The organism is Polaromonas sp. P5_D5, assembly GCF_054049435.1.
The window spans coordinates 1,033,504-1,060,279 of sequence record NZ_JBFUMJ010000002.1 but is presented as its reverse complement, the minus strand read 5'-3'; the positions used below and the strand labels follow the sequence as shown (position 1 = coordinate 1,060,279).

Genomic DNA, 26,776 nt, shown 5'->3' with positions numbered 1-26,776 from the left:
AATATTGTTGGGATATTTTTGAGATGGAGCACCCGTCAAGCTTAGCCGGGCACACCGAAGCTGCCGGTACGTGCACGTAGTTGCTATCAATTCAATAGCTGCTTGCGTACGTTCCCATTGGGCTCAAAGCCAATTTCATTCATAAAAAAGGCTCCATCGGAGCCTTTTTACATCGAAATACCTGCGCTGGCAGCGCCTAGCGGCCCTTGCGGCCACCGGGCTTGCCACCGGCGCCCTGCGCCAGCGGCGGCAGGCCGGTGTGACGGGTCAGCAATCGGCCCTTTACCACCGGCGAAGCCTTGACTGTGGTGGCCGTGCCGGTCGAGTTCTTGCGCCGCGCGCTGGTGTAGCTGCCGTCGGTCATCGGCTGGAAGGTCGGAATCAGGTGGTGCTTGCCGTTGCCGATCAAATCCGCCCGGCCCATGGCCTTGAGCGCTTCGCGCAGCACCGGCCAGTTGTTGGGGTCGTGGTAGCGCAAAAAGGCCTTGTGCAGCCGGCGGCGGCGCTCGCCGCGCACGATGTCCACCGTCTCGCTGTCGCGCGTGATCTTGCGCAGCGGGTTCTTGTTGGTGTGGTACATCGTCGTGGCCGTGGCCATCGGACTCGGGTAAAACGTCTGCACCTGGTCGGCCCTGAAGCCGTTTTTCTTGAGCCAGATCGCCAGGTTCATCATGTCTTCGTCGCTGGTGCCTGGGTGGGCGGCGATGAAGTACGGAATCAGGAACTGCTTCTTGCCGGCTTCCAGCGAATACTTGTCGAACATCTGCTTGAACTTGTCATAGCTGCCGATGCCGGGCTTCATCATCTTGGTGAGCGGGCCCTGCTCGGTGTGCTCGGGCGCGATCTTGAGGTAGCCRCCCACGTGATGGCTGACAAGCTCTTTCACGTACTCGGGGCTTTGCACGGCCAGGTCGTAGCGCAGGCCGGAGCTGATGAGAATCTTCTTCACGCCCTTCAAGGCCCGCGCGCGGCGGTACATCTTGATCAGCGGGTTGTGGTCGGTATTGAGGTTGGAGCAGATGCCCGGGTACACGCAGCTCGGCTTGCGGCAGGCGGCCTCGATTTCGGGCGACTTGCAGCCGATGCGGTACATGTTAGCGGTGGGGCCGCCCAGGTCGGAGATCGCGCCGGTAAAGCCCTTGACGGTGTCACGGATCGCCTCGATCTCGCGGATGACAGAGTCTTCGGAGCGGCTCTGGATGATGCGGCCTTCGTGCTCGGTGATGGAGCAGAAAGTGCAGCCGCCAAAGCAGCCGCGCATGATGTTGACGCTAAAGCGGATCATCTCCCACGCCGGGATCTTGGTGGCGCCGTCATGGCTGCCGTTTTCGTCGGCATAGCGCGGATGCGGCGAGCGTGCATAGGGCAAGTCGAACACGTAGTCCATCTCGGCGGTGGTCAGCGGGATGGGCGGCGGTGTGATCCATACATCGCGCGCGGTGGCGCCGTCGCCATGGGCCTGAACCAGGGCGCGTGCGTTGCCGGGGTTCGTCTCAAGGTGCAGCACGCGGTTGGCGTGGGCATACAGCACCGCATCGCTCTTGACCTGCTCGTAAGACGGCAGGCGGATCACGGATCGGTCGCGCGGGGGAACCTTGATCTTGCCCTGCGCAGTGTGCACTGTGGACGGCAGATTCGGGTTGGCGACGAAAGTCAGCGGCTTGATGGCCGGGTTGGCCGCGGCGGCGGGCTTGACGGCCTTGGCGAGCACGGGCGAGCCCTTTGCTTCAGCCTCAACCGCCACTTCAGCGGCCTCGTCTTCCCGCGCGCAGGTAGCGCCCTGCTCGCGCGCCTGGTCGGAAATCATCAAATACGGATTGACATGCGCTTCGACCCGGCCCGGCGCATCCACGCTGGTGGAATCGATTTCAAACCAGCCGTTGGCGGTTTCGTCGCCGCTGCGGCGGATGAAGGCCGTGCCGCGCACGTCGGTGATGCTGGCCACCGGCTCTTTGGCAGCCAGGCGGTGAGCGATCTCGACAATCGCGCGTTCGGCGTTGCCGTAAAGCAGCAGGTCGCATTTCGCATCGACCACCACGCTGCGGCGCACTTTGTCGGACCAGTAGTCGTAATGCGCGATGCGGCGCAGCGAACCTTCAATGCCGCCCAGGATGATAGGCACGTCTTTGTAGGCTTCGCGGCAGCGCTGTGAATACACCAGCGCCGCGCGGTCGGGGCGTTTGCCGCCGATGTCGCCGGGGGTATAGGCGTCATCACTGCGGATCTTGTGGTCCGCCGTGTAACGATTGATCATCGAGTCCATGTTGCCGGCGGTCACGCCGAAGAACAGGTTGGGCTTGCCCAGCACGCGGAAGGGTTCGGCGCTTTGCCAGTCGGGCTGGGCGATGATGCCGACGCGAAAGCCTTGCGCCTCCAGCATGCGGCCAATGACGGCCATACCGAAGCTCGGGTGGTCTACATAGGCGTCGCCGGTGACGATGATGATGTCGCAGCTGTCCCAGCCGAGCGCGTCCATTTCGGCCCGCGTGGTGGGCAGAAATTTGGCCGTGCCAAAGCGGGCCGCCCAGTACTTGCGGTAACTGGTGAGCGGCTTGGCGGCGCGCGCAAAGAAGGAGACGTCGACGGGGGCGTTCATGGAGGGTTTGGGGTAACCCTCCATTGTAAGGTTTACCCTGAGTTTTGCCTCTTTATTCGGCATTTAAGCCCTACAAACACCTCTCAATGCACGATTGGCGCGTTTAAAGTGGCCGCGTGGCCACGAACAGCCGCGAATAAACACGCTTTACTAACTCCTCACACACCCATGAGCCCTTTCACCGCTGCCCTGCTAGCAGACTCGATCCTGGTGTTGCACGTCGCTATCGTCGCCTTTGCCGTGCTCGGCCAACTACTGTTCATGGCCGGCGGCTGGTGCGGTTGGGTCTGGGTTCGCGCGCCGTGGGTCAGGCTCACGCATCTGGCGCTGATCGGCTTTGTGGTGGCGCAAAGCTGGCTGGGCGAGATCTGCCCGCTCACCATTTGGGAACAGGCCCTGAGGCAGCTGGCCGGGCAAGCCAGTTATGGCGGCTCCTTCATTGAGCACTGGCTGTCGCGGCTGATCTTCTTCAACGCGCCGGCGTGGGTGTTCATGGTGGCCTATACCGGATTCGGCCTGCTGGTGTTGCTGAGCTGGTGGTGGTGGCCGCCCCGCTGGAAGCGCGCCAGGCCCCGCAGCGCCTAGCCGTGCTGCTCGCGGCTGTCCGCCGGCGCCTCGTCCCGTTCGTTCAGCCCGTAGTCACGCAGCACATGGGCCACACGCAGGCGGTAGTTTTCAAACACGCCACCGCGCCCGCGGCTTTGCGCCTTGCGGTGGGATTCCAGACGGCGCCATTCCATCACGGCGGCTTCGTCCCTGAAGAATGAGAGCGATAGCAGCTTGCCCGGGTTGCTCAGGCTTTGAAAACGTTCGACGGAAATAAAGCCGTCTATTTGCTCGAGCTGCGGCTTGAGCGCAGCAGCAATATCGAGATAGGTCTGCATGTTGCCTTCAGCGGGCTGCACTTCAAAAATGATGGCGATCATGTGGAGCTTTCAGTCGTGGTATCCATCAGAAAAAACGGGATGCGGGCGTTCATGGAAGCCCGGTAGTGCCAGCCTCCCGGTTTCGGCAACTGCAGCTTGCCTGAATCCAGCAAGGCCTTGACCGCCGCGGCAGCGACGGTGCAGGCCAGCGTCTGCCCCGGACATTGGTGCGCTCCCCACCCAAAGCCGGGCAGCTCACGGCTTGCGCGGTCCAGCAAAAACCGGTCGGGCTCCGGGTTGCACAAAGGGTCACGGCCGGCGGCCGCCAGAACCACCAGGATGGCATCGCCCGCCTTCAGGGAAACCCCCGCCACCTCCGTTGCCTCTGCCACAAAACGGCGCGTGTTGTGGATGGACGGGTCGTGGCGGCTGACCTCGTTCACCATCTGAAGCAGCTTGCCCGGATCCTGCCCCACGGTTTCGGCCAGGCCCGGCTGCGTGGCCAGGGCCACCAGGCTGTTCCCGACAAGTCCGGCAGTCGCCTCGCAGGTCTGCGACAGCAGGGCGACCAGGTTGGCGAGCAACGCTGCGGCGTCATTCCAACCCACCTTCTGCGCTTCCAGCCGGACACGGGCGACGGCGCTGTCCGGGCTTGCCTCCGCCTGCACAAGCACCGAGAACCTTGCCAGCAAGGCCGCTGCTGCATCACCCGCCGCAGCTAACTGCTCCGGCGTGCTGAGCGGAGACAGGCACGCCACAAAGTCGCGCGTCCAGCCAGCAACAAGCGGCAGCTCGGCCTGCGCAAAACCCAGGGCATCAGCGACTGCCATCACCGGCACATCAAAAACCCACTGCGACAACGCCGCTCCGCGCAGGGGTTCGCCACCCATGACTTTCGCCCCAATCAAGCCAGTGCGCTCGCCAACACGGTCCAGATCCAGCGCGGCCAGAAATCGCTGCAAGGCAAGTTTGGGTGCGTCGTGCCGGGTGCCGTCGTTCATGCGAACCAGGTGGCCGAACACCTCACCCGCCGCAGACCCGACGATGGCGTGCGGGATGGGCTCAGCCGCCGGCCGCACACGGCATGCCGGGTTGCCCAGCACGGCATTGACCGCGGTCGCACTGGTGGCGACCCAGAGCTTGCGTGCTGTGTCAAACACCAGCGGCGGGCCGGCCACCAGCGTGGCGTAATAAGGATAGGGGTTGGGGTGGCTGGGTGCCGCAAGAATGTGTTCGGGATGCATGCTGCCATTCTTGCGCAAGGGCTGACCGGATGCTTCGTTGCCGGTCGAAGTATCAGCAGCAGCCCATTGGAAAGTCTTGCCAAGGGGCGAGGCAGAAGCCGGGCTGAAACGGGAGCTAAAAGTGATTCAAGGCCGCCTTTGTGCATTGAAACCCGCCTCACGGCCCCAAAACCGTGTTTTTACCTATGAAAAGAGCCTGTAGCCCTTATACATCGGGCGCAAGTTGCTATTAAATTAATAGCGAATCACTCTCCTTCAGGCTTCACTGCGGCCGCCTGGCCGGCAGCACCTGCCCACGGCATTCGCCAAAACCAATCCGCCGGAAGCCTTCGCGCACGCAGCTTGCACGCAGGATGACGGCGTCGCCGTCCTGCAGGAAGATGCGCTTTTCGCCATTGGCCAGGGTCAACGCATTCTTGCCGCCCATGCTCAGCTCCAGCAGCGAGCCGGCCTGTTCCGGCGCCGGGCCTGACAACGTGCCCGAGCCCAGCAAATCGCCGGGCTGCAGGTTGCAGCCGTTGACGGTGTGGTGCGTGAGCAGCTGTGCCACCGTCCAGTAGGCGTCGCGAAAGTTCGACTGCGACAGGCGCTCGGGGCCCCGGCCGGCTTCCCGCATGGCCTCGGTCTCTATCCACACTTCCAGCGCCACATCCATACCGCCCAGGCGGCGGTTGCCCTCCGAGTCCAGGTACGGCAAGGGCTGCGGGTCGCCTTCGGGCCGCACGAACGGTGCGCGAAACGGCGCCAGTGCCTCCATCGTGACGACCCACGGCGAGAGGGTGCTGGCGAAGTTTTTGGACAGGAACGGGCCGAGCGGCTGGTATTCCCAGGCCTGCACGTCACGCGCCGACCAGTCGTTAAGCAGCACCATGCCAAAGGCACGTGCTTCAGCCTGAGCCATGGCGATGGGCTCGCCCAGCGCGTTCCCCTGCCCCACCAGCACGCCGAGTTCCAGTTCGTAGTCGAGTCGCTGGGTGGGCCGCAACGCGGGCGCCGCGTCGTCCGGGCCTTTGGTCTGGCCCATCGGGCGGGGAAAGGCCTGGCCGCTCACGCCGATGGACGACGCGCGGCCGTGGTAGCCGATGGGAACCCACTTGTAATTGGGCAGCAGCGGCGCGTCGGGCCGAAACAGCTTGCCGACGGTGGTGGCGTGGTGGATGCCGGTGTAAAAGTCGGTGTAGTCGCCGATGCGGCAAGGCAGGTGCAGGGTCACCGAATCCTGGGGGGACAAAAAGTTCTTCCACTCAGCCTGCTTTGAGCTGCCCTCTGCGAGGCCTCGCGAGATCGCCGCTCTCAGCGCGCTCGTTGTCGCCAGGCTTTGTGCCATCAACCCGTTCATATCACCGGTATCGAGCAGCCCGGCCGCCCGAACATCCAGCACCTGGTCGCCAATAGCCACGCCGATCTTGCGCGCGCCCTGCGGCCCCTGGCTGTAGGTGCCAAACGGCAGATTCTGGATGGGAAAGTCTGTTCCCGCGTCATTCGCAGATGCGACCCAGCTGCGCAGCCCAAGGTCGTGGGTGGCGTTGAGTGACTGGTTCATGCGCGTCAGCCCTTGAACTGGTCTTTGAGCCCGGCCCAGCAACTGCTGTAGCCGGCATCCAGCGCCCCACCCTCCAGCGCATAGGCCGTCGGGATGAAGCGGTAGCGGCTTTCAAACATGAAGGCCAGCGTGTTGTCCAGCTTGTGCGGCGCCAGTGCGGCCGTGCTGGCTTTCTCGAAGGCTTCGGTGTCCGGGCCGTGCGGCACCATGCAGTTGTGCAGCGACGCGCCGCCGGGCTTGAAGCCTTCGGGCTTGGCGTCGTACTGGCCATAGACCAGGCCCATGAATTCGCTCATGAGGTTGCGGTGGTACCAGGGCGGGCGGAAGGTGTTCTCGGCCACCAGCCAGCGTGGCGGAAAGATCACGAAGTCGCAGTTGGCCGTGCCCACTGTGTCCGAGGGCGAGGTCAGCACGGTGAAGATGGATGGGTCCGGATGGTCATAGCTGATGGAGCCGATGGTCATGAAATGGGCCGTGTCGTACTTGTAAGGCACCAGGTTGCCGTGCCAGGCCACCACATTGAAGGGGCTGGCCGCTTGCCTGGCCGACCACAGGCGGCCGCCGAATTTCTTGACGATCTCAAAGCCGCCCTTGGGCGCAGGCGCGCTGTCGAACGCCGCCGTAGGTGCCAGGAAGTCACGCGCATTGGCCAGGCCGTTGGAGCCGATCGGGCCGAGTTCCGGCAGGCGAAAGTGCGCGCCGTAGTTTTCGCAGACGTAGCCGCGCGATGCGCCGTCGGGCAGGCCCACGCTGAAGGCCATTCCACGCGGCACCACGGCGATTTCCCCGGGAGTGACATCCAGGATGCCGAGCTCGGTCGTGACCACCAGCCGGCCCTGCTGCGGCACCAGCAGCATCTCGCCGTCGGCATTGACCAGCGCGCGTTGCAACATGGAACGATTGGCGACATACACCTGCGCGGCCATGCCCGTCTGCGCTTCGGCGTCGCCGTTGGCGGCCACAGTGCGAATGCCGTCCACAAAATCCAGCGGCTCGGGGGGAATGGCGAATGGATTCCAGCGCAAGGGATCGGGCGGCACGGCGCAGCCACCCGCCGCGCCGGTCGTCCACTGCGGCTGTTCATACGGCTTGTAACCACCTGTCATCACAGAAGGCTGGCGGCGGTACATCCAGGTGCGGCGGTTCTCGGCGCGGGGCGCGGTGAAAGCGGTGCCGGAAATCAGCTCGGTGTACAAATCGTGCGGCGCGCGCTGCGGGCTGTTGCGCCCTTGCGGCAGCGCGCCGGCAACGGCCTCGCTGGCAAATTCATTGCCGAAGCCGGACTGGTAATGCAAGGTGTTGGTGCTCATGGATGTTTCCCCCGGGAATCTGCAATGTTCAGTTCAACGAATCGACGCCATCATTCTTCAGCATCGCCGGGCTCACCACCGCCGGCCTTGGCCTTCTCGATCAGCCTGTCGAAAAAATCACTGAGCTGCGTGCGCTCGGCCGCGCTCAGCACGCCAAAAATATCCTGGTTGCGCTGCCCCACCACTTCCATGGTGCGCTGCCATGCCTTTTTGCCTTTGGGGGTGAGTGTCAGCACCACGCCGCGCCCATCCGTCGGGCTTGCGGCCTTGACGACCAGGCCCTGATCGACCAGCGACTGGGCCGCACGGCTGGCCTGGCCTTTGTTCAGATTGGCTTTTTGCGCGAGGTCGTTCACCGACAGCGGCGCGAAGGTGCCCACGGCCGTGAGGCAACGGGCATCACTCATCGACAGGCGCGCGTCCGCCACATAAGCACGCTGGCTTTCAATGTCCGTCAGCTTGTGCAGAAGGTGCAGGCGGTAGGTCAGGGTTCTGTCGAGCTTGATCATGTAGCGACCGGGTAAGTTTATGGTTGCGTCCGCAACTATAAACCGATCCGGTTGCGCCCGCAACCATTTATCAAGACGGGCCCGAGGGGCCTCTTCGGGAGGCCCTAGTTACGCACCATCGTCATCTGGCCGCGCACTTCCCCTGCGGGATAAGCAGCTGTGTGGATGTTGGCATACCAGCGGCCCGCCATCAGGTCGGCGGCCTGGGCGGCCGTCAGTGTGGCGCTGCCGTCCATGGGGGTGCGGAGGGGGCTGGCCCACCCCAAAGCAACACCGGCGTTGGCGCCGATGGCGGCCGGACCATGGAAGTGTCCCGCAGTCGCCGGGCCGGTCAGACGGGTGTAGTTGACCTTCCAGCGCAGCAGGTTGGTACTGGTATCGAAAACGGCATCGACCGAGCCGCTACCGGTGCTGGCATTGGCGGGCACCTCATTGGCGCCGCGAAGCTGCGTGGTGAATGCGACCAGGCTGGATTGCTTGTTCATCACGCCGCAGCCCGTGATGGCGGCAGCGGCTACGGCCATCGCGGCAAGGGAAACTCGGGTGGCGGCGCGGCGTGAAAGCATGGGTCAGCTCCTTGAAAAGTTGCAGCCGATTGTGCGTGCTGCACGCAGATCAAACCCGTAGGACAAACCCCATGCGAACAGTCGGTTCCGGACGACGCCCGTACCCCATCGCACACCGACACGCCTGCGTGCACGCGGGCCGGAGACTGGACTGATAGTTGTGGCCTGCACTCCCCACTCCCCCAGGCCAGCCCGCAATCATCAGCAGAAAGACTCACACCATGGCATCGCGCGTTTTATGGAAAGGGGCCATCAGTTTCGGCCTGGTCCACATCCCTGTAGCGCTGCATTCGGCCACCTCGGAGAGCGGCATTGACTTCGACTGGCTGGACAAGCGCAGCATGGACCCTGTGGGTTACAAGCGCGTCAACAAGCGCACCGGCAAAGAGATCACCAAGGAAAACATCGTCAAAGGCGTCGAGTACGAAGACGGCCAGTACGTGGTGCTGTCTGAAGAAGAGATCAAGTCCGCCTACCCCAAGACCACGCAGACCATTGAAATCGAAAGCTTTGTGCCCAACACCGACATACCCTTTGTGTACCTCGAGCGCCCCTACTACGTCGCCCCTATCAACAAAGGCCAGAAAGTCTATGCATTGCTGCGCGACACCCTGCTGAAAACCCAGCGCGTGGGCATCGCCCGCGTAATCATCCAGACCAAGCAGCACCTGGCCGTGCTGGTGCCCTCGGGGCCTGCCTTGATATTGAACCTGTTGCGCTGGGGTGCAGACATACGGTCGCTGGAAGAGCTCAATCTGCCGCCCATAGGCGCCAAGGCCGCCGGCCTGACCGACAAGGAACTCGCCATGGCCAAACAGCTGGTGGACGACATGACCGGCAAGTGGAAGCCCGATCAGTTCACCGACTCCTTCAAGGACGACATCATGGCGCTGGTCAAGCGCAAGGCCAAAGCAGGCAAGTTGGAGAATGTGGTGCAGCCGGAGGAAGAAGAGACCGAAGGCCGCTCCAGCGCCAAGATCATCGATCTGACGGAATTGCTGCAGCGCAGCCTGCGTAAAGGCGGCGGCGACGGACCCAAAGCCAAGGCGGCAGCCACGACCAAGGCGTCCACCAAAACCCCGGCGCGCAAGAAGACCGCAGCCAAATCGCCCTCGCATGCGCCCGCAAGGCGGCGCGCCGCCTGAGTTCCGGCCGCATGAGCCGACGACATGGGCGCCCGCGACCTGCTGAAAAACTACCGCGCCAAGCGTGACTTCGCGCGTACGCCGGAGCCCGCTCACGGCGGCGCCCGCTCGGATAAAGCCCTCAGCTTCGTCATCCAGAAGCACGACGCGAGCCGGCTGCACTACGACTTCCGTCTGGAGTTGCAAGGCACCCTCAAAAGCTGGGCCGTCCCCAAGGGCCCCAGCCTGGACCCGGCCGTCAAGCGCATGGGCGTGCATGTAGAAGACCACCCGCTTTCCTACGCCGGTTTTGAGGGCAGCATCCCGGCCAGACAATACGGAGCGGGCGACGTGATCGTGTGGGACCGCGGCTTGTGGACGCCGATCGGCGACCCGGTGAAGGGGTTCAAAAGCGGCAAGCTCAAGTTTGAACTGCATGGCGAAAAGCTCAAGGGCGGCTGGACCTTGGTGCGCATGCACGGGCGAGGCGACGAATCCCATGAACCCTGGCTGCTGATCAAAGAGCACGACGAGCATGCCCGCGCCGAAAAAGAGTTTGACGTACTCAAGGCGCTGCCCAACAGCGTGCTCTCGGGCAAGCCTCTGCCGCGCGATGCCACAGCCAGCACCGCCGTAAAGAAAGCGCTGACGGCGCCTGTCAAAAAAACCCGGGCCAAGGCACGCCCAAAACAAGCTGATGCAAGCATTCCCGAAGGCGCCATCAAGGCGAAGCTGCCCGAAACGCTCGCGCCGCAACTGGCCACGCTGGTCACGCGCCCGCCTGCCAGCCCCGAAGGCTGGGTTTATGAAATCAAATACGACGGTTACCGGTTGCTGGCGCGTATCGACGGCTCATCAGTTCGCCTTTTCACACGCAAGGGCAACGACTGGACCGACAAGCTTTCCAGGCTTGCCAAGGCCGTGGGCGCGCTGGAAATTTCCTCTGGCTGGGTAGACGGCGAAATCGTCGTGATGAACGAACACGGCGTGCCCGACTTCGGCGCGCTGCAAAACGCGTTTGACCATGCCAGCACGGCCCGCATCATTTTTTACGTGTTCGACCTTCCCTACTTTGACGGGCTGGACCTGCGGCAACTGCCACTGGCGCAGCGCCGTGAAATCCTCTGCGCGCTGGTCACCCGCAATCCGCAGGACACCATCCGTTTCAGCGATGCGTTTGATGAAGCACCGCAGGATCTGCTTGAGTCGGCCCGGCGTGTCGGGCTGGAAGGTGTGATCGGCAAACGCGTGGACTCGGCTTACGTGTCACGCCGCTCGCCGGACTGGATCAAGCTCAAAACCCAGTTGCGCCAGGAGTTCGTGATTGGGGGTTACACCGCACCCAAAGGCTCGCGCATCGGATTGGGCGCATTGATGCTGGGCGTCCACGATGAAGAAGGTGCGCTTCAATACGCCGGCAATGTCGGCACCGGCTTCAACGACGAGATGCTGGACACACTGAAAGCCCGGCTGGAAAAACTTCACACCGATCGCAGCCCGTTCGCAAAGCTGCCCGCCGGCGTCAAAGGCCAATGGGTCAAGCCGCGTTTGCTGGCCGAAGTGGCCTTTGGTGAATGGACCCATGGCGGCCATATCCGCCACTCCGTATTCCAGGGCCTGCGCACCGACAAACCCGCAACGAACATCCTCCGTGAAAAACCCGCCGTCCTGGAGCGCGGCAAGAAAGGCACTACCGTGAACCCCGCCCAAAAAACCTCCACCGAAAAACCTACCGCGAAGGGTGGCCTGAACGTCCCTGAAAAAAAGACCGCGAAGTCCGCCCCTGCAGCGCTGAAGTCCCTGCGTGTCACGCATGCTGACCGGGTGATCGACAGCAGCACCGGCTTCACCAAGCAAAACGTGGTCGAGCACTACGCGCAGGTCTCGGCGCTGATGCTGCCGCACCTCAAGGCCCGGCCTACCGCGCTGGTGCGCGCGCCTTCGGGCATAGGTGGTGAACTGTTCTTCCAGAAGCATGCCGAAGCTACGTCAATTCCCGGCATCAAATTGCTGGACCCCGCGCTGGACCCCGGCCATGGTCCGCTGCTGGAAGTTCCCTCCGCCGCCGCCCTGCTGGCGGCCGCGCAGATCAACGTGATCGAGTTCCATACCTGGAACGCCACCACGCGCGCCATCCACAAGCCCGACCGCATGACGTTCGACCTGGACCCGGGTGAAGGCGTTGTCTGGCCGCAGGTTCAGGAAGCTGCGCAACTGGTGCGCGCCTTTCTCGACGAACTGAAGCTCGCGAATTTCCTGAAAACCAGCGGCGGCAAAGGCCTGCACGTGGTGGTGCCGCTCAAGCGGCAATACGATTTCGACACCGTGAAGGATTTTTCGCATGCCATCGTGATGCACCTGGCCACCGTGATCCCCCAGCGCTTTGCCGCCAAGAGCGGCCCTAAAAACCGCATCGGCAAGATTTTTCCGGACTACCTGCGCAATGGATTTGGCGCCACCACCGTCGCGGCGTGGTCCATGCGTGCCCGGCCGGGCCTCGGCGTGTCCGTCCCTGTCGATTGGGATGAACTGGCCTCGCTGACCGGCGGCGCACACTGGACGGCGCAAACCCTGGGCGGGCGCCTGGCCATCGGCAACCAGCCCTGGGAGACTTACGAGGCGTCACGCAACGGGCTCACCGCCGCCATGAAACAAGTGGGCTTCAAGGCGCCACCGGCCGCGAAATAGCCCTCACGGCGGCCCTGCCTGGGTTGTCGTTGCACTCCTACAGACCCAAGGCCTATGGCCTGACACGCGGGTGAAGGGCTTGAGCCTAGATTCGCCTGGATAAGGAGTTCTGTTTGCCCGGCCTTATTCAAGGGATGAACCAGAAATGCTCACCATGAAGCAGCTCGATGAAATGGATTTGACGCTTTACCTGCAGACTGAAGGTCGGCGAATGGCCGCAGAGCTCCGAGGCAAGACACTGCCGGACGCAGAAAACCAGTCGCCCACACCGCCTGACTCCTGTCCGCCCGCGGCTCGGCACCCCAGTGCCCACGGGCCCGCTCAACAGCAATGCGCGACCCCGGCCCCGGCACGCAGCCTGAGCGAGGCCTTGCAGCGCATGGGTGTGACGGGCTCACCTTCGCGCCGGGTGTAGGCATTCGCCGCGACTTGCGGCCCAAGGGCTGGCCCTGTTGCCGGCTGCGTCCTATTATTCAGACAGCGCCATAGAACGCACCTGGAGACACCCATGAAACCCTACCTGCCCTTTGTACTGGCGACCTTGTTTTTCCTGTCCGGCTGCCCCGACAACAAGGTTCCCAAAGCRCCACCCAAGGCGCCCGAGCCCAAAGCCGAAACTGTCGCCACGCCGATACCTTTCATGGTTGCAATCAAAAGCAGCCTGTCCGGCCCCCTTTCATGAAAAACCGTGGATGGCCATCCGGCATGTTTGCGGCCATCTGCCTGGCCGGATGTGCCGGCACAACAGCAGAGCCGCCCCCGCACCCCGTTAGCGTCGACGGGCAGACCTATCTCATCAGCCAGCTGACAGCCGGCACCTGGACAGCCATTGCTCCAGGGTCAAAAGGCGGCAGCGTCATATCGACCCCTGCGGGCCGCGCAGCGTTGCTGCAGGCGATTGAACTGCGCTCCGGCTGCAAGGTCACCGATGCTGACTATTCACGCAACGGCGTACAGCTCGACGCCCAGGTGGATTGCGCAAGCAGCTTGAAGAACTAACGGGGGCACTCCCGACATGGAGGAATAAAAAAAGGGGCGACAAATGCCGCCCCTTGGTTTGCCGAGCCTCGAGTGCCGACAAAAATCTTACCGATTCCTTGCGTGCGAAGGCCGACCCTTATCAGGCCTTCAGCGCATCGCGCAGGGCTTTCACCTGGTCATGGTTGCGCTGCGCGCCCTGGGCCTGGCGTTCCACCACGGCTCTGATACCGGCGGGGAAATTGCGCTTCAGGGCTTTGCGGTAGCGTGCCACTGCAGCGTCTTCCCCGCGCTCGCACTCATTGAGCATCGCCTGGTCACTCAACGCGCTCAGCGTGGCCCGTACGGAAACCCATCCGCGATGCAATGCACCGCTGACCGAGCCGCCTTCATCGGGCTTCCCGCCGAGCTGGCGAATCAGGGTTTGCAGCTCCAGGCCTGCAGCCCGGCATTCATCGGCATGGCGAAGCAGCAGTGTCTTGATGTCCTGCGCCTTGGTGTGCCCGGCGCATTCGCGGAAACCATACTCACCGTCACGGCAAGACTCGAGCAGGTCATTCAGGCTTTCGATGATGGCGTCATCGTCGTCCACTGCGTCATCGCCCGTTGCGACGGCGGTCTTCAATGCACCTGGGTACCGGTTCTCCCCCCTGGCCCAGGCCGCGCGGGGATCAGGATTCTGGTCGTGTTGTTCCTTTGCCATGGTGTGCTCCTTTGTCTCTTGTCGCTTTGTGAAAAGCTGCCCAGACGCCGCCTATAGGGCAACGTGATTTCCAGACATCTGAATCGATGGTGCAACCCAGGGGAGTACCGCACGGTCAGGCAAGCACAGCCACTTTTGTAGGAGAACGCCGCGCACGCCCAGGCAAACTGCCGCGTCAAAAATTTACGCGATTTCAGCCACCAGGCCTTTCAGGGCCAGCGCAAGCAGCTATCAAAACAGGAGCAACGACAAGAAAGAGAATTTGGGCTTTGGAGTACCCAGACGATGGCAGCAGCACTGCCATTGAAAACCCGGCCTTGAATCCACGGCTGAATCCACAGCAAATGCCAGCGCGTCCGCTTGTCCTACATCCGATTAACACGCCTCCCACAAACATGTTCCTGTGCGGGAGCTAAGTTGAAACTGTCGGCAAGCGCATCCGCCTTCATTCAGTCGCGCTGACGTTACTTTTTACTTTTGGAGCTCCCATGACAGCCGCCCTCAACGAATCCCTGCACGGCAAGACCCTGCGCTGGAGCTTCAAGGACGGCCCGACGAAGGGCCTTAGCTTTGAGCATATTTTTTCGGCCGACGGAGGGGTGACCTGGCGCAGCACCGGTCCGGGTTCAAAAGACCACCACGAAAGCGCCAGCGCCGCCGTGAAAATTTCGGACGACGTGCATGTGGTGTCTTATCTTTCAGCCGAAAGCGGCTACACGATCACGGTAGCGCTCAATCTCAAGACCGGCACAGCCACAGGGTTTGCATCCAACGGCAAGGACTGGGTCCAGCAGTCGGGCACTTTTGAAGTGCTGGGCGCGAGCCGTTAGCCTGCGGCGGCAATCTGCCGCAAGGCCTGCTCAAACACTTCAGCGGGTTGCCCACCAGAGATCAGATGGCGGTCGTTAATGATGACGGCCGGCACCGAGTGGATGCCCTGGGTCAGGTAGAACTGTTCGCGTTCGCGCACCTCTGCCGCGTATTCGCCTGACGCCAGCACCTCCCGCGCCCGGGCTTCATCCAGCCCCACTTCGGCAGCCGCTTTCGCCAGCACCTCGTGTGAAGCCGGGCTCTGGCCGTCGGTGAAGTAGCGCTTGAAGAGCAGTTCCTTCAGCGCCTTTTGCTTGTCCACACCTTCCAGTTCGGCCCAGTGCAGCAGGCGGTGCGCGTCAAAGGTGTTGTAGATGCGGCTGCGCCCGCCGCCGGGCTCGTCGGCCATGCTGAACTTGAAGCCGACCTGCGCGCCGCGCGCGCGGATGTTCTCACGGTTGGCCTGGGCCTGCGCGGGCGTGATGCCGTATTTCTCGGTGATGTGCTCGGTGATTTCCTGGCCTTCGGGCGACATCTTCGGGTTGAGCTCAAAGGGCTGAAAGTGCAGTTCGGCCTGGATGTCGCCGTGCACGCGCTCCAGCGCCTGGTCCAGCGACTTCAGGCCAATCACGCACCAGGGGCAGGAAACGTCGGACACGAAATCGATTTTGAGTTGGGTGGTCATGGGGGGGCCTTGAGGGTTGCTGTTCTGGCAGACCGATTTTGGCCCGCAGCAAACCAGCTTGCGGTTCCCCCGGGGATATTCAAGTACCCGGCGCGAGGTTAATCAGCGGGAGCCACCCCTGCCTGGGGCCGTCTGTGGCAGCCCTTTTCAAGAAACTGTCACACAAGCTTCCTAAGATTCCCGCAGCGCAGCCCGACTTGCCCCGCCGGAGTGCGCGGCCAGGGCTGCGGCTTCGCGATCACCCACCTGAAACACTGGAAACCATAACAATGTCCGACCTGGCCACCCCTTCCCTTCCCTCCCGCCGCACGGCCCTGAAATTCCTGGCGACTGCGCCCATGCTGCCGCTGGGGGCCCTGGCCTCCAGCACCCTGCTGTCGGGCTGCGCCACCGGCAGCGGCCCCGCCGCTGCGGGCAATTACTTGTCTTCCAGCTTCACCTCCATGGCCGCCCCAACGCTTGCCAACGCAGCCGCCATGGCCACCACCACCGTGGGCTCCAGCCTCCAGGTGCGCCTCAAAGACAACAGCACGCAGAGCTACAAGCTCGCCTACCAGCCCTTCTTCGTGACCGGCGACATGGTGCCGGACGGCAAGGGCGGCACCATCCTCGCCGGCGGCTATGTGGACATCAGCAACCGGCCCATCATTGACCGCTCGGTGCCCGGCAAGGAACGCCAGATATTCTCGGACGGACCTGACGGCACCTCGCTGCTCGGCCTGCCCAATGCCAACGTACCCGGAGTCAAAGGCAAAGCAGTTTTTGCCGTAGTTCAGTTTGAATACACCACGCGAGACCTGGCTGGCGCCGACGCTTACGGCAACCTGCCCTCACCCATCGCCGTGCTGACGCTGGACCAGGACCAGGCCACCGGCAAGCTCAGCCTCGTGAAATACCACAACGTGGACATGTCCAAAGCGCATGGCCTGTGGATCACCTGTGGCGCCAGCCTCTCGCCCTGGAACACCCACTTGTCCAGCGAAGAGTACGAGCCCGATGCCCCCTTCGCCGCGGAAAGCGCGCAATTCAAGAAGTTCAGCAAGAACGTCTATGGCGACGAAACCAAAGCGAACCCTTATCACTACGGCCACCTGCCGGAAGTCACCGTGCATCCCGACGGCACCGGCACGGTCAAGAAACACTACAACATGGGCCGCATCTCGCATGAGCTGGTGCAGGTCATGCCGGACAACCGCACCGTGCTGATGGGCGACGACGCCACCAACAGCGGCCTCTTCGTCTTTGTGGCGGACCGTGAAAAAGACCTGTCTTCCGGCACGCTGTATGTGGGCAAGCTGGGCACCGGCTTCTCGGTCAACCCTGCCGACCAGGGCGCGAAGATCTCCTGGATCAAGCTGGGCCACGCCACCAGCGCCGAGATCGAAAAGATGGCCGACACGCTCAAGCCCGCCGACATCATGGCGGTATCGAAAACAGACCCCGGTGATGCGAGCTTCACCAAGGTGTTTTATGGCGGCAACGCCAACTGGATCAAGATCAAGCCCGGCATGGAAAAAGCCGCAGCCTTCCTGGAAACCCACCGCTATGCCTACCTTATGGGCGGGAGCATGGGATTTTCCAAAATGGAAGGCACCACCGTCAACATCAAGGACAAGGTCGCCTACTCGGCGCTGCAGAATATCCAGGACTCCATGGTCAAGACCGGCAAGGGCTGGAACGCGGCCAGCGGCATCGCGCTCGACAAGGCCCTGATCGCCGGCGGCGTGATGGCGCACAAGCTGGACGGCGGCCAGAAAGACCTGGGTGGCAACGCCATCGACAGCGAATGGATGCCGGTGCACACCAGGGCCCTGCTGGTCGGCGAAGACATTGCCGCCGACGCGCTGGGCAACAAGGCCGACCCCAACCAGATCGCCAACCCCGACAACCTGAAGTTCTCGGAAAAAATGCGCACCCTCTTCATTGGTGAGGACAGCGGCTCGCACATCAACAACTTCATCTGGGCCTACAACGTCGACACCCGACAGCTGTCGCGCCTGATGTCCATGCCCGCGGGCGCCGAAGCCACCGGCCTGCATGTGGTGGACGACCTCAACGGCTGGACCTACATCATGAGCAACTTCCAGCATGCGGGAGACTGGAACTCGCTGCATGGCAAGGTGCAAGCCACGCTGGATCCGCTGGTGCGCGCGAACTACAAGGACCGCTTCGGCGCGGCTGTCGGCTACCTCACCGCGGACCCCAGCAGCATCAAGCTGGGCTGATTGGCGACGTAACCATAAACATGTTCGCCTGCACCGCCTTCGGTGCCTCAGGCGGAAAGCGGGCTCATGGCCTGCTTTCCGCTTTTTTTATGGCACCGGATTAAATGCCGCGATGGATTGTGCGGTGTGCGCCCCTACCCGCTCGTCCCTAGAATGTTCAAAATAACGATGGCCGGCCTGACGTGACCTGCCGCGCTGGAAGATACACATCAAAACGCCCTCTAACCCATACAGGACGAGCGCAAGCAGCTATCAAAAACAGAGCATCTACAGCGACAACATTGAGACAACCCCGAGACAAATCCATGCGATACGCCCAGACCGATCTGATCAACTACGCCCAAACCCTGCTGACCACCGCCGGGCTGGAGCACGACAAAGCCGCTGCCGTGGCCGACATCCTGGTCCAGGGCGACCTGATGGGCCACAACACCCACGGGCTCGCCCTGCTGCCGGGCTACCTGGCTGAGCTGGAATCTGGCGCGATGGAAAAACTCGGCACCCCAACGGTGCTGGCCGACCATCCGGCCGCCGTGACCTGGGACGGCCGCCGCCTGCCCGGCCCCTGGCTGGTTCTGCAAGCGATGGCATTGGCCACTGAGCGTGCCGCCACCCAGGGCACCTGCACCGTGGTGATTCGCCGCAGCCACCACATCGCCTGCCTGGCCGCCTATCTCAAGCGCGCCACCGATCAGGGCCTGATGATGTTGCTGACCTGCTCGGACCCGAACACGGCCAGCGTTGCCCCCTTTGGCGGGCTGGACCCGGTGTTCACACCCAACCCGGTTTCTGCCGGCATTCCCACCAACGGCGTTCCGGTGCTGATGGATGTGTCCACCTCGGCCACGACCAACGGCATGACCAACCGGCTGCACAAGGAAGGCCAGCGGCTGCCTGCTGCCTGGGTGATGGACGGCCACGGCGTGGCCAGCGACAACCCTTCGGTGCTGTTCGACGAACCCAAGGGCACCATCCTGCCGCTGGGTGGCATGGACTCGGGCCACAAGGGTTATGGCCTCACCTTGCTGGTAGAGGCATTAACCGGAGGCCTCGCAGGCCACGGCCGCGCCGATCCGAAAGAGGGATGGGGCGCGACGGTGTTCCTGCAGGTGATTGACCCGCGCACTTTTGCCGGCCTGGATGCCTTCATACGCCAGACTGGCCATGTCGCCGATGCCTGCCGCGCATCACGACCCGCGCAGGCAGGGTCTGCCGTGCGCACCCCGGGGGAAAAAGGCATTGCGCTGGCAGCCAGGCAAATGGAATCGGGCGTGGAGCTCTACCCCTCCATCCTGCCCGCACTGTCAAGCTGGGCCATCAAGCTTGGGGTGACAGAGCCGTCTGCCGCCCACTGAAGCGCAGCCTTTCCAGGGGAAAACCGATCCAGCCAGCCGTTGCCGCTGACGGTTTTCTGCTTGCAGCGCCTGCTGCTCAGCCTTTGGTATTACAGAAACCATCAAAAATTTAAAGTGACCCCCGCGTACCCGGGGTTTGTCCCTAGGCGGGGAATTTTTCAGGTCCACATAATTAGTGCGTCGTTCAAACTAATTCTGAAGTGCTGCGTTTGCAGCGGAACGATTACCGGGATTCAGCTGGGTTTTCAAAACTACACGCCCGACTGGGCAGAACTATCGGAGACATTCATGAAACTAAAAAATTCCCTCACCGCAATGGCACTCAGCCTGGCCGCTGCCGGCGCATTTGCGCAGGTCACTGTCGGCGTCAGCTGGTCCAACTTCCAGGAGGAGCGCTGGAAAACCGATGAGGCCGCCATCAAGACGCAGCTTGAAAAGCTGGGCGCCAAGTACATCAGCGCAGACGCCGCGGGCTCCCCCGAAAAACAACTGGCGGACATTGACGGCCTGATGGCCAAGGGCGCCAAGGTCCTGATCGTGCTGGCCATGGACAAGGACGCCATCCTGCCCGCCGTGAACAAGGCCACCAAACAAAAAGTGCCGGTTATTGCCTACGACCGCCTGATCGAGGCACCCGGCGTGTTCTACATCACCTTCGACAACAAGGAAGTCGGCCGCATGCAGGCCCGTGCGGTGTTCCAGGCCAAGCCCAAGGGCAACTACGTGATGATCAAGGGCTCTCCCACCGATCCGAATGCCAATTTCCTGCGCGAGGGCCAGCAGGAAATCATTGATGCCGCCGTCAAGAAAGGCGACATCAAGATCGTGGGTGAGGAATACACCGAGGGCTGGAAACCCGAAGTCGCGCAGAAAAACATGGAACAGATCCTGACCAAGAACGGCGGCAAAGTCGATGCTGTGGTGGCCTCCAATGACGGCACCGCTGGCGGTGTCGTGGCGGCGCTGAGTTCCAAAGGCCTCAAGGGCGTGCCGGTGTCCGGCCAGGACGGTGACTTTGCCGCCCTGAACCGTGTGGCCATGGGCACCCAGACCGTGTCGGTGTGGAAAGATGCGCGCGACCTCGGTAAACAGGCGGCCAGCGCAGCTGTCAATCTGGGTGCCGGCAAAAAAGTCGACGGCGCGACCTCCTGGAATGGTGGCGAGAAAAAGATCGCCCTGCAGGCCCAGTTCCTCAAGCCCGTGCCTATTACCCGCGACAACCTCGATGTGGTGGTGAAAGCCGGCTGGATCAAGAAAGACGAACTCTGCAAGGGTGTCACGGGCAACGTCGCGGCCTGCAAGTAATACAGGCTTTAATACAGGCGTTCAACCACCTGCTCCCCGTTCTGCGCAAGCAGGCAAGGCAACCGGCCTGTAGGTTGCCTTGGGGAGTGCTGCATCCTCAAAACCATGCAATTTCCCGTTCGATTCCTGCGCAACGCTGCTGTCGACTGGCGGCTGGTGTTCATGGGGGGCGTGCTCGCCGTCCTGGCGGGCGTATTCCAGGTCCTGTCGGGCGGCATTTTCCTGTCGCCTGAGAACCTCTACAACATTGCCCAGCAAACAGCGGTGGTGGGCATCGTGTCCACTGTCATGGTGCTGATCATTGTGGCCCGGCATATTGACCTGTCGGTCGGTTCGGTGATCGGTTTTGTCGGCGTGCTCATCGCCTATCTTCAATACACCCTGGGATGGTCCTGGCCGGCGGCCTCACTCGCCGGGCTGGCTGCGGCGCTGGTGGTGTCGGTATACCAGGGATGGCTGACCGCCATGCTCGGCGTCCCGTCTTTTGTGGTCACGCTGGGAGGGCTGATGTCCTTGCGCGGCGCGGCTTTTCTGGTGGCCGACGGCAAGACCCAGCCCGTCAGCGACGAGACTTTTCTGCAACTCGGTGGCGGCTATGACGGTGGCATCGGCGTGACCGCCACCTGGGTCCTGACCGTCTGTGTGAGCCTGGTTCTGGTGATTCGCATGCTGTTGCGCCGCCGTGCCTCTACGCGCCATGAGATGCCCAACCAACCCGTGTGGGTGGATGTACTGCTGGTGGCGGCACCGGTGGCCCTGCTGGCCGCGTTCGCTGCCACCATGAACAGCTATCTGGTCACCAACAAGGACGCTCCCCAGGGCATCCCGATCCCGGTGCTCATCTGGGCGGCCGTGGCGGTGGTGATGTCCTTCATCTCCCAGCGCACCCGTTTTGGCCGCTATGTTTACGCCATGGGCGGCAACCCCGACGCTGCTGTACTGGTCGGCATACCGGTCAAGCGGGTGACGCTCATGTTGTTTGCCCTGCTCGCCGTGCTCATCACCATCGCGGCGATCGTGTCGGTGGCCCGCCTGAACGCAGGCACCAACTCGCTGGGCACCGGCATGGAGTTGTTCGTGATTGCCGCCGCGGTGATCGGCGGTACTGCACTGGCCGGAGGCAGTGGCACCATCATCGGCTCGGTGTTAGGCGCCCTCATCATGCAGTCGCTGGACAGCGGCATGCTGCTGCTGGACGTCTCCATCGGAAAACGCATGATCATCATCGGGCAGGTGCTGATTGTGGCGGTGGTATTTGACGTGCTCTACCGCAAGTGGGCGCAGGAAAACTAGGATGAAACACCCCCGAAGCGCCTTCGGCGCCCGGCACCTCCGCCAGAGGCGGAGGCCCTTCGAAGCCGTCCAAGCCTGCGCAGGCAGGCTTGGAGCCGCGGCTCTCAGCCCCTCAAGGGGGGCGAGACCCGCGGCTCCAGACCGACCTGCGTCGGTCTGGACGGGTCGAGCGGTGGCTGCCTCCGGCAGCCACGCGGCCTGCAAGGCACACCAGCGGCCCGGCGAAGCCGGTTCCGCGGTGTCCCTGGCCTTTGCCGTGCGGTTTCATGTGTCGCGGGTGGCGCGCAGCGCAATGGATCACTGAAATGCAAATCACTACCGAACCCCTGGTCGAATTCAAGGACATCCGCAAGGCCTTTGGCGGCGTTCATGCCGTGGACGGCGTGAACCTGAACCTGTACCCAGGCGAAGTTGTCGCCGTCTTGGGCCACAACGGCGCGGGCAAATCAACCCTCATGAAAATGCTGGCCGGCGCTTTCCCTATCGATTCGGGCGAGATCCATGTGATGGGGCAGAAAGTGAATCTCCGGACCCCGGCCGATGCACAGCACCAGGGCATCGAGACCATCTACCAGACGCTGGCGCTCGCCGACAACCTGGACGCCGTGGCCAACCTTTTTCTGGGCCGTGAAAAAATGACGGCCTGGAATACGCTGGACGACTACTTCATGGAGGCGCAGGCACGCAAGGTATTTGGGCGCCTGAATAAAAACTTCACCAACATCCACACCCCGGTGCGGCGCCTCTCGGGCGGGCAGCGCCAGGTGGTGGCCATCTCGCGCGCCATTTATTTCAATGCCCGCATACTGATCATGGACGAACCCTGCGCCGCCTTGGGCCCGGAGGAGTCCGCCATGGTGGCCAACCTGGTTCTGCAGCTCAAGGCCGAAGGCGTGGGCATTTTCCTGATCACGCATGACATGCAGGATGTTTTTTCGCTCAGCGACCGCCTGTCGGTAATGAAAAACGGCCGCCTGATCGGCACCTACCGCACGGCCGACCTGAACGAAGACCAGATTCTCGGCATGATCATCGCCGGCAAGCAGCCGGAAGGGAAAACGCAGGCGCCGCACCGCATAGCCTGAACCATGCCATCGGCCATGAAAACCACAGGTGACCAGCAACTCGTCAAACGCATCAACCGCAGTGTGCTGATGCGCTTGCTGCGCAACCAGCCGGGGCGCTCGCGCGCGCAACTGGCCAACCATAGCGGGTTGACCAAGTCGACGGTCAGCCTGTTGGTGCGCGAACTCATTGATGAAGGCTGGCTCAGTGAAATCAGCATGGCCGCCGCCAACGGTGTGGGGCGGCCCTCCACGCCCCTGCAAATCGACTGCCGGTCGCGCGGCCTGATTGGTGTGGAAGTGGCAGTCGACACCTTGCGTGTGGTGAGCGTGTCCCTGTTGGGGCAAGTGCTGTGGTCAACGCAAGAACCTTTGCGCGGCACACGGCCGCAAGACGTCTGCAGCCAGATTGCCGATCTGACAGTGCTGGCCCAGGCGCAGCTGGTATTGCGCGGCGCGCAACTTTCAGGTGTGGGCATCGGCCTGCCCGGCGCGTTTGACGAAACCACCGGTGTGGTCCGATTTGCCCCCAACCTTGGTTGGCGCAACGTGGACTTCTTGCCGCAGATCACCCAGGCACTGATTCATGCAGGCCTGCCCCCGGTACCGGTGCACGTGCAAAACGAAGCGGACACGGCCGCGCTGAGCGAATACGAATTCTCGGAGAACGACGGCAAGGACTCGCTGATTTTTGTGACCTGCGATGTCGGCGTGGGCGCGGGCATCGTGCTCAACGACCGGCTGTTCACCGGCATGCGGGGCATGGCCGGCGAGATCGGCCACAGCATTCTGGAACTCGACGGTCCCGCGTGCTCCTGCGGACGGCGTGGATGTGCAGAAGCCTTCATCGGTTCGGGCGCTCTGGGCCAGCTGGCGGACGCTCGCCGGTCGGGACACTACCTGGGTGTGCTGCTGCAGAACCTTTGGACCACTTTCGACCCCAGCGTGCTGGTGGTGGGCGGCGCATCCTGTCAGCATTTTCCGGAATTGGTGGAGGTTGCCAGGCAGACGCTGCAAAACTACGCCACCCATGCCGGCGTAACTGCTCCCATGGTGCGCGTGGCGCGTTACGGTCTGCTGGCTTCAGCGGTGGGTGCTGCCGCCCTGGTGCTGCACCAATATCTGCGTCCCATGCATCCCCGCGGCCGCCTCGTGAGCAATGGCCTCCCGGAGGGCTTCAAGCCCCGGGTGACGGAATTGGCCACAGCCTCCTGAAACCATTCGTAGGCCCTCGCTGACACCCATCAGCGCATCTACCCGATAAAGCGCCGGCACCAAGGCACGCATAGTGGTGCCACAACATTTCGTGGAGAAGAAAATGTCTTTTGCGCTTTACATGATCGGTTTCGTGATTTTCCTGGCCGGTGTCATCTGGGGTGCCGTGGTGGCCGGCGTGCCGCATCTGTACATCGGCATAGGTGCGCTGATCTTCCTGGGGATAGGAATCTTCAGCGCCGTGAGCCGCACGCGCAGCAAAGACCCGTCTTAAGCGGCACGCGCCGGCAATCTCACACCAATCTCCCACTATTCCTGCGGCGCTTCCTGCGCCATCAAGGCCTGCTGCAACTGCGCCAGCACGGCGCTCGCGGCGCGTAGCTGAGCCTCATTCATCCCCTCAGCCAACGCATTGGCCCATACTTTTTGCCCTGCCTGTATGGTTTGCAAGGCCTTGCGACCTTTGGCCGTAAGCCGCAGCAGCTTGGCGCGTGCATGAGCCGGATTGTTTTCATAGACGCTGAGCTCCTCTTCCACCAGTAAATCCGCCACGCGCTGCACGCTTTGCCGCGTCAGGTTCATGGCGCGTGCGATCTGTGCCACCGACAGCGGCGCGTCCTCCACAGCAGCCAGCACCTGCCAGCGCGCCGAAGTCTGCCCGGCCGGCGCCGCCAGCGCATCGCCGGCCGCCGTCAACAAGCCGTTGAGCTGCATCACCTGCACCACCAGCCAACTCAGGGAATTGGCGGCCGGCGTGCGCTTGACCTCTTCGTTGGCAATTTCTAATTTGACAGCATGCTGTCGTTTAACTATACTTTCAGACATGACAACATTCTGTCATATCCGGATATTCCCAACAACCTGCAACCGTCAAGGAGTTCACCCCATGCAAAAGACCTATACCGGAAGCTGCCACTGCGGCGCCGTCCGCTTTGAAGCCGACATCGACCTCAGCAAAGGCACGGGCCGCTGCAATTGCTCCATCTGCACCAAAACCCGCAACTGGGGCGCCATCATCAAACCCGACGCATTTCGGCTGCTGGCCGGCGAGAACGAACTGAACGACTACCAGTTCGGCACCAAAAGCGGCCACCACTTGTTTTGCAGGCACTGCGGCGTGCGGCCTTTCGGTCGGGGTTACGTGGAGCAGATAGGCGGCGACTATGTATCCATCAACATCGCCGCGCTGGACAACGCCGAACCGGCTGAACTGATCAGCGCGCCGGTCAACTACGCGGACGGGCGCAACAACGCCTGGTGGAACACCCCTGCCGAGACACGGCACCTCTGATTCATCGCGGGCATCCACCTCCCCTGAACGATGTCGGTCAGGAATTGAGGAAGGTCAGGTCCGGCCTCAGCCCACTACAACACAACGCGGCTTTCCGTTCGTCTATTTATGCAAAGCGACTGCTTGGCGAAATGCATATACTTCAACGGCCCCTCCCCGCCAGCCCTGCGTTCCCGCCTTCCCGAGGAAAGCCATCATGAGCATCGAAGCCTTTATCTACGACGCCATCCGCACGCCGCGCGGCAAAGGCAAAAAAGACGGCAGCCTGCATGAGGTCAAGCCCGTCAACCTGCTGGCCGGCGTGCTGACCGACCTGCAACGGCGCAGCGGCTTCGACACTGCGGCCATCGACGACGTAGTGATGGGCGTGGTTTCACCGGTGGGTGAACAGGGTGCGGTGATTGCCAAGGTGGCCGCGCTCAAGGCAGGCTGGGATTTCCGCGCCTCGGGCGTGCAAGTCAACCGCTTTTGCGCCTCGGGTCTGGAGGCTGTGAACATGGCCGCGCAAAAAGTGCGCTCCGGCTGGGAAGACCTGGTGGTGGCCGGTGGCGTCGAGAGCATGAGCCGTGTACCGATTGGCGCCGACGGCGGCGCCTGGGCGCAAGACCCGGAAACCAACAGCGCCACCCTGTTTGTGCCGCAAGGTATAGGCGCCGACCTGATCGCCACGATGGAAGGTTTCAGCCGCGCCGACGTGGACGCCTTTGCGCTCGAAAGCCAGCAGCGCGCTGCCAAAGCCCGCGCCGCCGGCCACTTCGCCAGCTCCGTCGTACCAGTCAGGGATTTTCTGGGCCAGACGATTCTGGCCGAAGACGAATTCATCAAACCCCACACCACGCTGGAGGGCCTGGCTTCACTCAAGCCTGCCTTCGACCAGCTGGGCGGCATGGGCTTTGATGCGGTGGCGCTGCAGCGCTATCCGCAGGTCGAGCGCATCCACCACGTGCACCACGCCGGCAATTCGTCGGGCATCGTGGACGGCGCGGCCGCCGTACTGGTGGGCTCGGAAGCCGCCGGCAAAACCCATGGCCTCAAGCCGCGCGCCCGCATCGTGGCCGCCGCACTGAGCGGCGCCGACCCGACCATCATGCTGACCGGCCCCATGCCCGCCACGCGCAAGGCACTTGCCAGGGCCGGCATGACGGTGGAGCAGATCGACCTGTTCGAAGTCAACGAGGCCTTTGCCGCCGTGGTGATGCGCTTCATGAAAGAGATGAAGGTGCCGCACGACAAGGTCAACGTGAACGGCGGCGCCATTGCCATGGGCCACCCGCTGGGCGCCACCGGCGCGATGATCCTCGGCACACTGATCGACGAGCTGCACAGGCGCAAGCTGCGCTACGGCCTGGCCACGCTGTGCGTGGGTGGCGGCATGGGCATCGCAACGATTGTTGAAAGAGTCTGAA

General features: G+C 62.8%; 26 protein-coding genes. 16 read left to right on the top strand and 10 right to left on the bottom strand.

The genetic code is table 11. The annotated features are described in order from the left end of the window. Positions 1–196 precede the first annotated feature (196 nt). Positions 197–2,596 carry a YgiQ family radical SAM protein gene (locus ACXJKE_RS11605; RefSeq protein WP_457280723.1) on the bottom strand — a complete coding sequence of 800 codons (2,400 nt, stop codon included), beginning with the start codon at positions 2,594–2,596 and terminating at the stop codon, positions 197–199. A 168-nt stretch (positions 2,597–2,764) separates the two neighbouring features. On the opposite strand from ACXJKE_RS11605, the gene ACXJKE_RS11600 reads away from it, so the two are divergent. Then, entirely contained in the window at positions 2,765–3,181 is a 417-nt protein-coding gene (locus ACXJKE_RS11600; protein WP_457280722.1) for a DUF2784 domain-containing protein, read from the top strand. On the opposite strand, the gene ACXJKE_RS11595 is transcribed toward ACXJKE_RS11600, so the two are convergent. The 6 genes from ACXJKE_RS11595 to ACXJKE_RS11570 form a co-directional block, all read right to left on the bottom strand. Continuing rightward, positions 3,178–3,522 (bottom strand): antibiotic biosynthesis monooxygenase family protein, encoded by a 345-nt coding sequence (locus ACXJKE_RS11595; RefSeq protein ID WP_457280721.1) that lies wholly within the window; start codon positions 3,520–3,522, stop codon positions 3,178–3,180. The genes ACXJKE_RS11600 and ACXJKE_RS11595 overlap by 4 nt on opposite strands. Further along, positions 3,519–4,706 carry a cytochrome P450 gene (locus ACXJKE_RS11590; RefSeq protein ID WP_457280720.1) on the bottom strand — a complete coding sequence of 396 codons (1,188 nt, stop codon included), beginning with the start codon at positions 4,704–4,706 and terminating at the stop codon, positions 3,519–3,521. Before ACXJKE_RS11590 ends, ACXJKE_RS11595 begins: the two co-directional genes overlap by 4 nt. 262 nt (positions 4,707–4,968) lie before the next feature. Then, positions 4,969–6,249: a fumarylacetoacetase gene (fahA, locus tag ACXJKE_RS11585; RefSeq protein WP_457280719.1), complete on the bottom strand. Its 1,281-nt coding sequence runs from the start codon at positions 6,247–6,249 to the stop codon at positions 4,969–4,971. Between the two features lie 5 nt (positions 6,250–6,254). Beyond that, the gene (hmgA, locus tag ACXJKE_RS11580) at positions 6,255–7,559 is read right to left on the bottom strand and encodes a homogentisate 1,2-dioxygenase (RefSeq protein WP_457280718.1); all 1,305 of its coding nucleotides are present in this window, start codon (positions 7,557–7,559) and stop codon (positions 6,255–6,257) included. Between the two features lie 50 nt (positions 7,560–7,609). After that, entirely contained in the window at positions 7,610–8,068 is a 459-nt protein-coding gene (locus ACXJKE_RS11575) for a MarR family winged helix-turn-helix transcriptional regulator (RefSeq protein ID WP_457280717.1), read from the bottom strand. A 104-nt stretch (positions 8,069–8,172) separates the two neighbouring features. Continuing rightward, complete coding sequence (locus ACXJKE_RS11570) at positions 8,173–8,634, bottom strand: CHRD domain-containing protein (protein WP_457280716.1); 462 nt, start codon at positions 8,632–8,634, stop codon at positions 8,173–8,175. A gap of 221 nt (positions 8,635–8,855) precedes the next feature. Between ACXJKE_RS11570 and ku the strand changes: the two genes are divergently transcribed. From ku to ACXJKE_RS11545, 5 genes are all read left to right on the top strand, one after another. Continuing rightward, positions 8,856–9,779, top strand: a complete 924-nt coding sequence (gene ku, locus ACXJKE_RS11565) for a non-homologous end joining protein Ku (RefSeq protein ID WP_457280715.1) — start codon at positions 8,856–8,858, stop codon at positions 9,777–9,779. 24 nt (positions 9,780–9,803) lie between these two features. After that, positions 9,804–12,446: a DNA ligase D gene (gene ligD / locus ACXJKE_RS11560; protein ID WP_457280714.1), complete on the top strand. Its 2,643-nt coding sequence runs from the start codon at positions 9,804–9,806 to the stop codon at positions 12,444–12,446. Between the two features lie 154 nt (positions 12,447–12,600). Next, positions 12,601–12,861 carry a hypothetical protein gene (locus ACXJKE_RS11555; RefSeq protein ID WP_457280713.1) on the top strand — a complete coding sequence of 87 codons (261 nt, stop codon included), beginning with the start codon at positions 12,601–12,603 and terminating at the stop codon, positions 12,859–12,861. Positions 12,862–12,954: 93 nt separating this feature from the next. Next, entirely contained in the window at positions 12,955–13,128 is a 174-nt protein-coding gene (locus ACXJKE_RS11550; RefSeq protein WP_457280712.1) for a hypothetical protein, read from the top strand. Next, positions 13,125–13,445 (top strand): hypothetical protein, encoded by a 321-nt coding sequence (locus ACXJKE_RS11545; RefSeq protein ID WP_457280711.1) that lies wholly within the window; start codon positions 13,125–13,127, stop codon positions 13,443–13,445. The genes ACXJKE_RS11550 and ACXJKE_RS11545 overlap by 4 nt, the downstream gene beginning before the upstream one ends. Positions 13,446–13,566: 121 nt before the next feature. On the opposite strand, the gene ACXJKE_RS11540 is transcribed toward ACXJKE_RS11545, so the two are convergent. Continuing rightward, entirely contained in the window at positions 13,567–14,127 is a 561-nt protein-coding gene (locus ACXJKE_RS11540; protein WP_457280710.1) for a ferritin-like domain-containing protein, read from the bottom strand. A 488-nt stretch (positions 14,128–14,615) separates the two neighbouring features. Between ACXJKE_RS11540 and ACXJKE_RS11535 the strand changes: the two genes are divergently transcribed. Beyond that, complete coding sequence (locus tag ACXJKE_RS11535; RefSeq protein ID WP_457280709.1) at positions 14,616–14,957, top strand: MoaF N-terminal domain-containing protein; 342 nt, start codon at positions 14,616–14,618, stop codon at positions 14,955–14,957. On the opposite strand, the gene ACXJKE_RS11530 is transcribed toward ACXJKE_RS11535, so the two are convergent. Continuing rightward, positions 14,954–15,622, bottom strand: a complete 669-nt coding sequence (locus tag ACXJKE_RS11530) for a DsbA family oxidoreductase (RefSeq protein WP_457280708.1) — start codon at positions 15,620–15,622, stop codon at positions 14,954–14,956. The two genes, ACXJKE_RS11535 and ACXJKE_RS11530, sit on opposite strands and share 4 nt — an antisense overlap. A 269-nt stretch (positions 15,623–15,891) precedes the next feature. Between ACXJKE_RS11530 and ACXJKE_RS11525 the strand changes: the two genes are divergently transcribed. The 7 genes from ACXJKE_RS11525 (at position 15,892) to ACXJKE_RS11495 (ending at position 24,353) form a co-directional block, all read left to right on the top strand. After that, positions 15,892–17,847 (top strand): PhoX family protein, encoded by a 1,956-nt coding sequence (locus ACXJKE_RS11525; RefSeq protein ID WP_457280707.1) that lies wholly within the window; start codon positions 15,892–15,894, stop codon positions 17,845–17,847. Positions 17,848–18,152: 305 nt separating this feature from the next. Then, on the top strand, positions 18,153–19,202 hold the full coding sequence (locus ACXJKE_RS11520; RefSeq protein ID WP_457280706.1) for an Ldh family oxidoreductase: 1,050 nt from the start codon (positions 18,153–18,155) through the stop codon (positions 19,200–19,202). A 288-nt stretch (positions 19,203–19,490) separates the two neighbouring features. Next, positions 19,491–20,507 carry a D-xylose ABC transporter substrate-binding protein gene (gene xylF, locus ACXJKE_RS11515; RefSeq protein WP_457280705.1) on the top strand — a complete coding sequence of 339 codons (1,017 nt, stop codon included), beginning with the start codon at positions 19,491–19,493 and terminating at the stop codon, positions 20,505–20,507. Positions 20,508–20,669: 162 nt separating this feature from the next. Further along, positions 20,670–21,800 carry a sugar ABC transporter permease gene (locus ACXJKE_RS11510; protein ID WP_457280987.1) on the top strand — a complete coding sequence of 377 codons (1,131 nt, stop codon included), beginning with the start codon at positions 20,670–20,672 and terminating at the stop codon, positions 21,798–21,800. 305 nt (positions 21,801–22,105) lie between these two features. Further along, positions 22,106–22,885 carry an ATP-binding cassette domain-containing protein gene (locus tag ACXJKE_RS11505; RefSeq protein WP_457280704.1) on the top strand — a complete coding sequence of 260 codons (780 nt, stop codon included), beginning with the start codon at positions 22,106–22,108 and terminating at the stop codon, positions 22,883–22,885. A gap of 15 nt (positions 22,886–22,900) precedes the next feature. Next, the gene (locus tag ACXJKE_RS11500) at positions 22,901–24,079 is read left to right on the top strand and encodes an ROK family protein (RefSeq protein ID WP_457280703.1); all 1,179 of its coding nucleotides are present in this window, start codon (positions 22,901–22,903) and stop codon (positions 24,077–24,079) included. A 103-nt stretch (positions 24,080–24,182) separates the two neighbouring features. Beyond that, positions 24,183–24,353: a hypothetical protein gene (locus tag ACXJKE_RS11495; RefSeq protein ID WP_457280702.1), complete on the top strand. Its 171-nt coding sequence runs from the start codon at positions 24,183–24,185 to the stop codon at positions 24,351–24,353. 35 nt (positions 24,354–24,388) lie between these two features. Here ACXJKE_RS11495 and ACXJKE_RS11490 read toward each other — a convergent pair whose 3' ends face one another. Continuing rightward, a complete protein-coding gene (locus tag ACXJKE_RS11490; RefSeq protein WP_457280701.1) occupies positions 24,389–24,904 on the bottom strand; it encodes a MarR family winged helix-turn-helix transcriptional regulator in 516 nt (171 codons plus the stop codon). 61 nt (positions 24,905–24,965) lie between these two features. Between ACXJKE_RS11490 and ACXJKE_RS11485 the strand changes: the two genes are divergently transcribed. Both ACXJKE_RS11485 and ACXJKE_RS11480 read left to right on the top strand, forming a co-directional pair. Continuing rightward, positions 24,966–25,370 (top strand): GFA family protein, encoded by a 405-nt coding sequence (locus tag ACXJKE_RS11485; protein WP_457280700.1) that lies wholly within the window; start codon positions 24,966–24,968, stop codon positions 25,368–25,370. A gap of 196 nt (positions 25,371–25,566) precedes the next feature. Then, positions 25,567–26,775 (top strand): acetyl-CoA C-acetyltransferase, encoded by a 1,209-nt coding sequence (locus tag ACXJKE_RS11480; protein ID WP_457280699.1) that lies wholly within the window; start codon positions 25,567–25,569, stop codon positions 26,773–26,775. The last annotated feature ends 1 nt before the right edge of the window (position 26,776 follow it).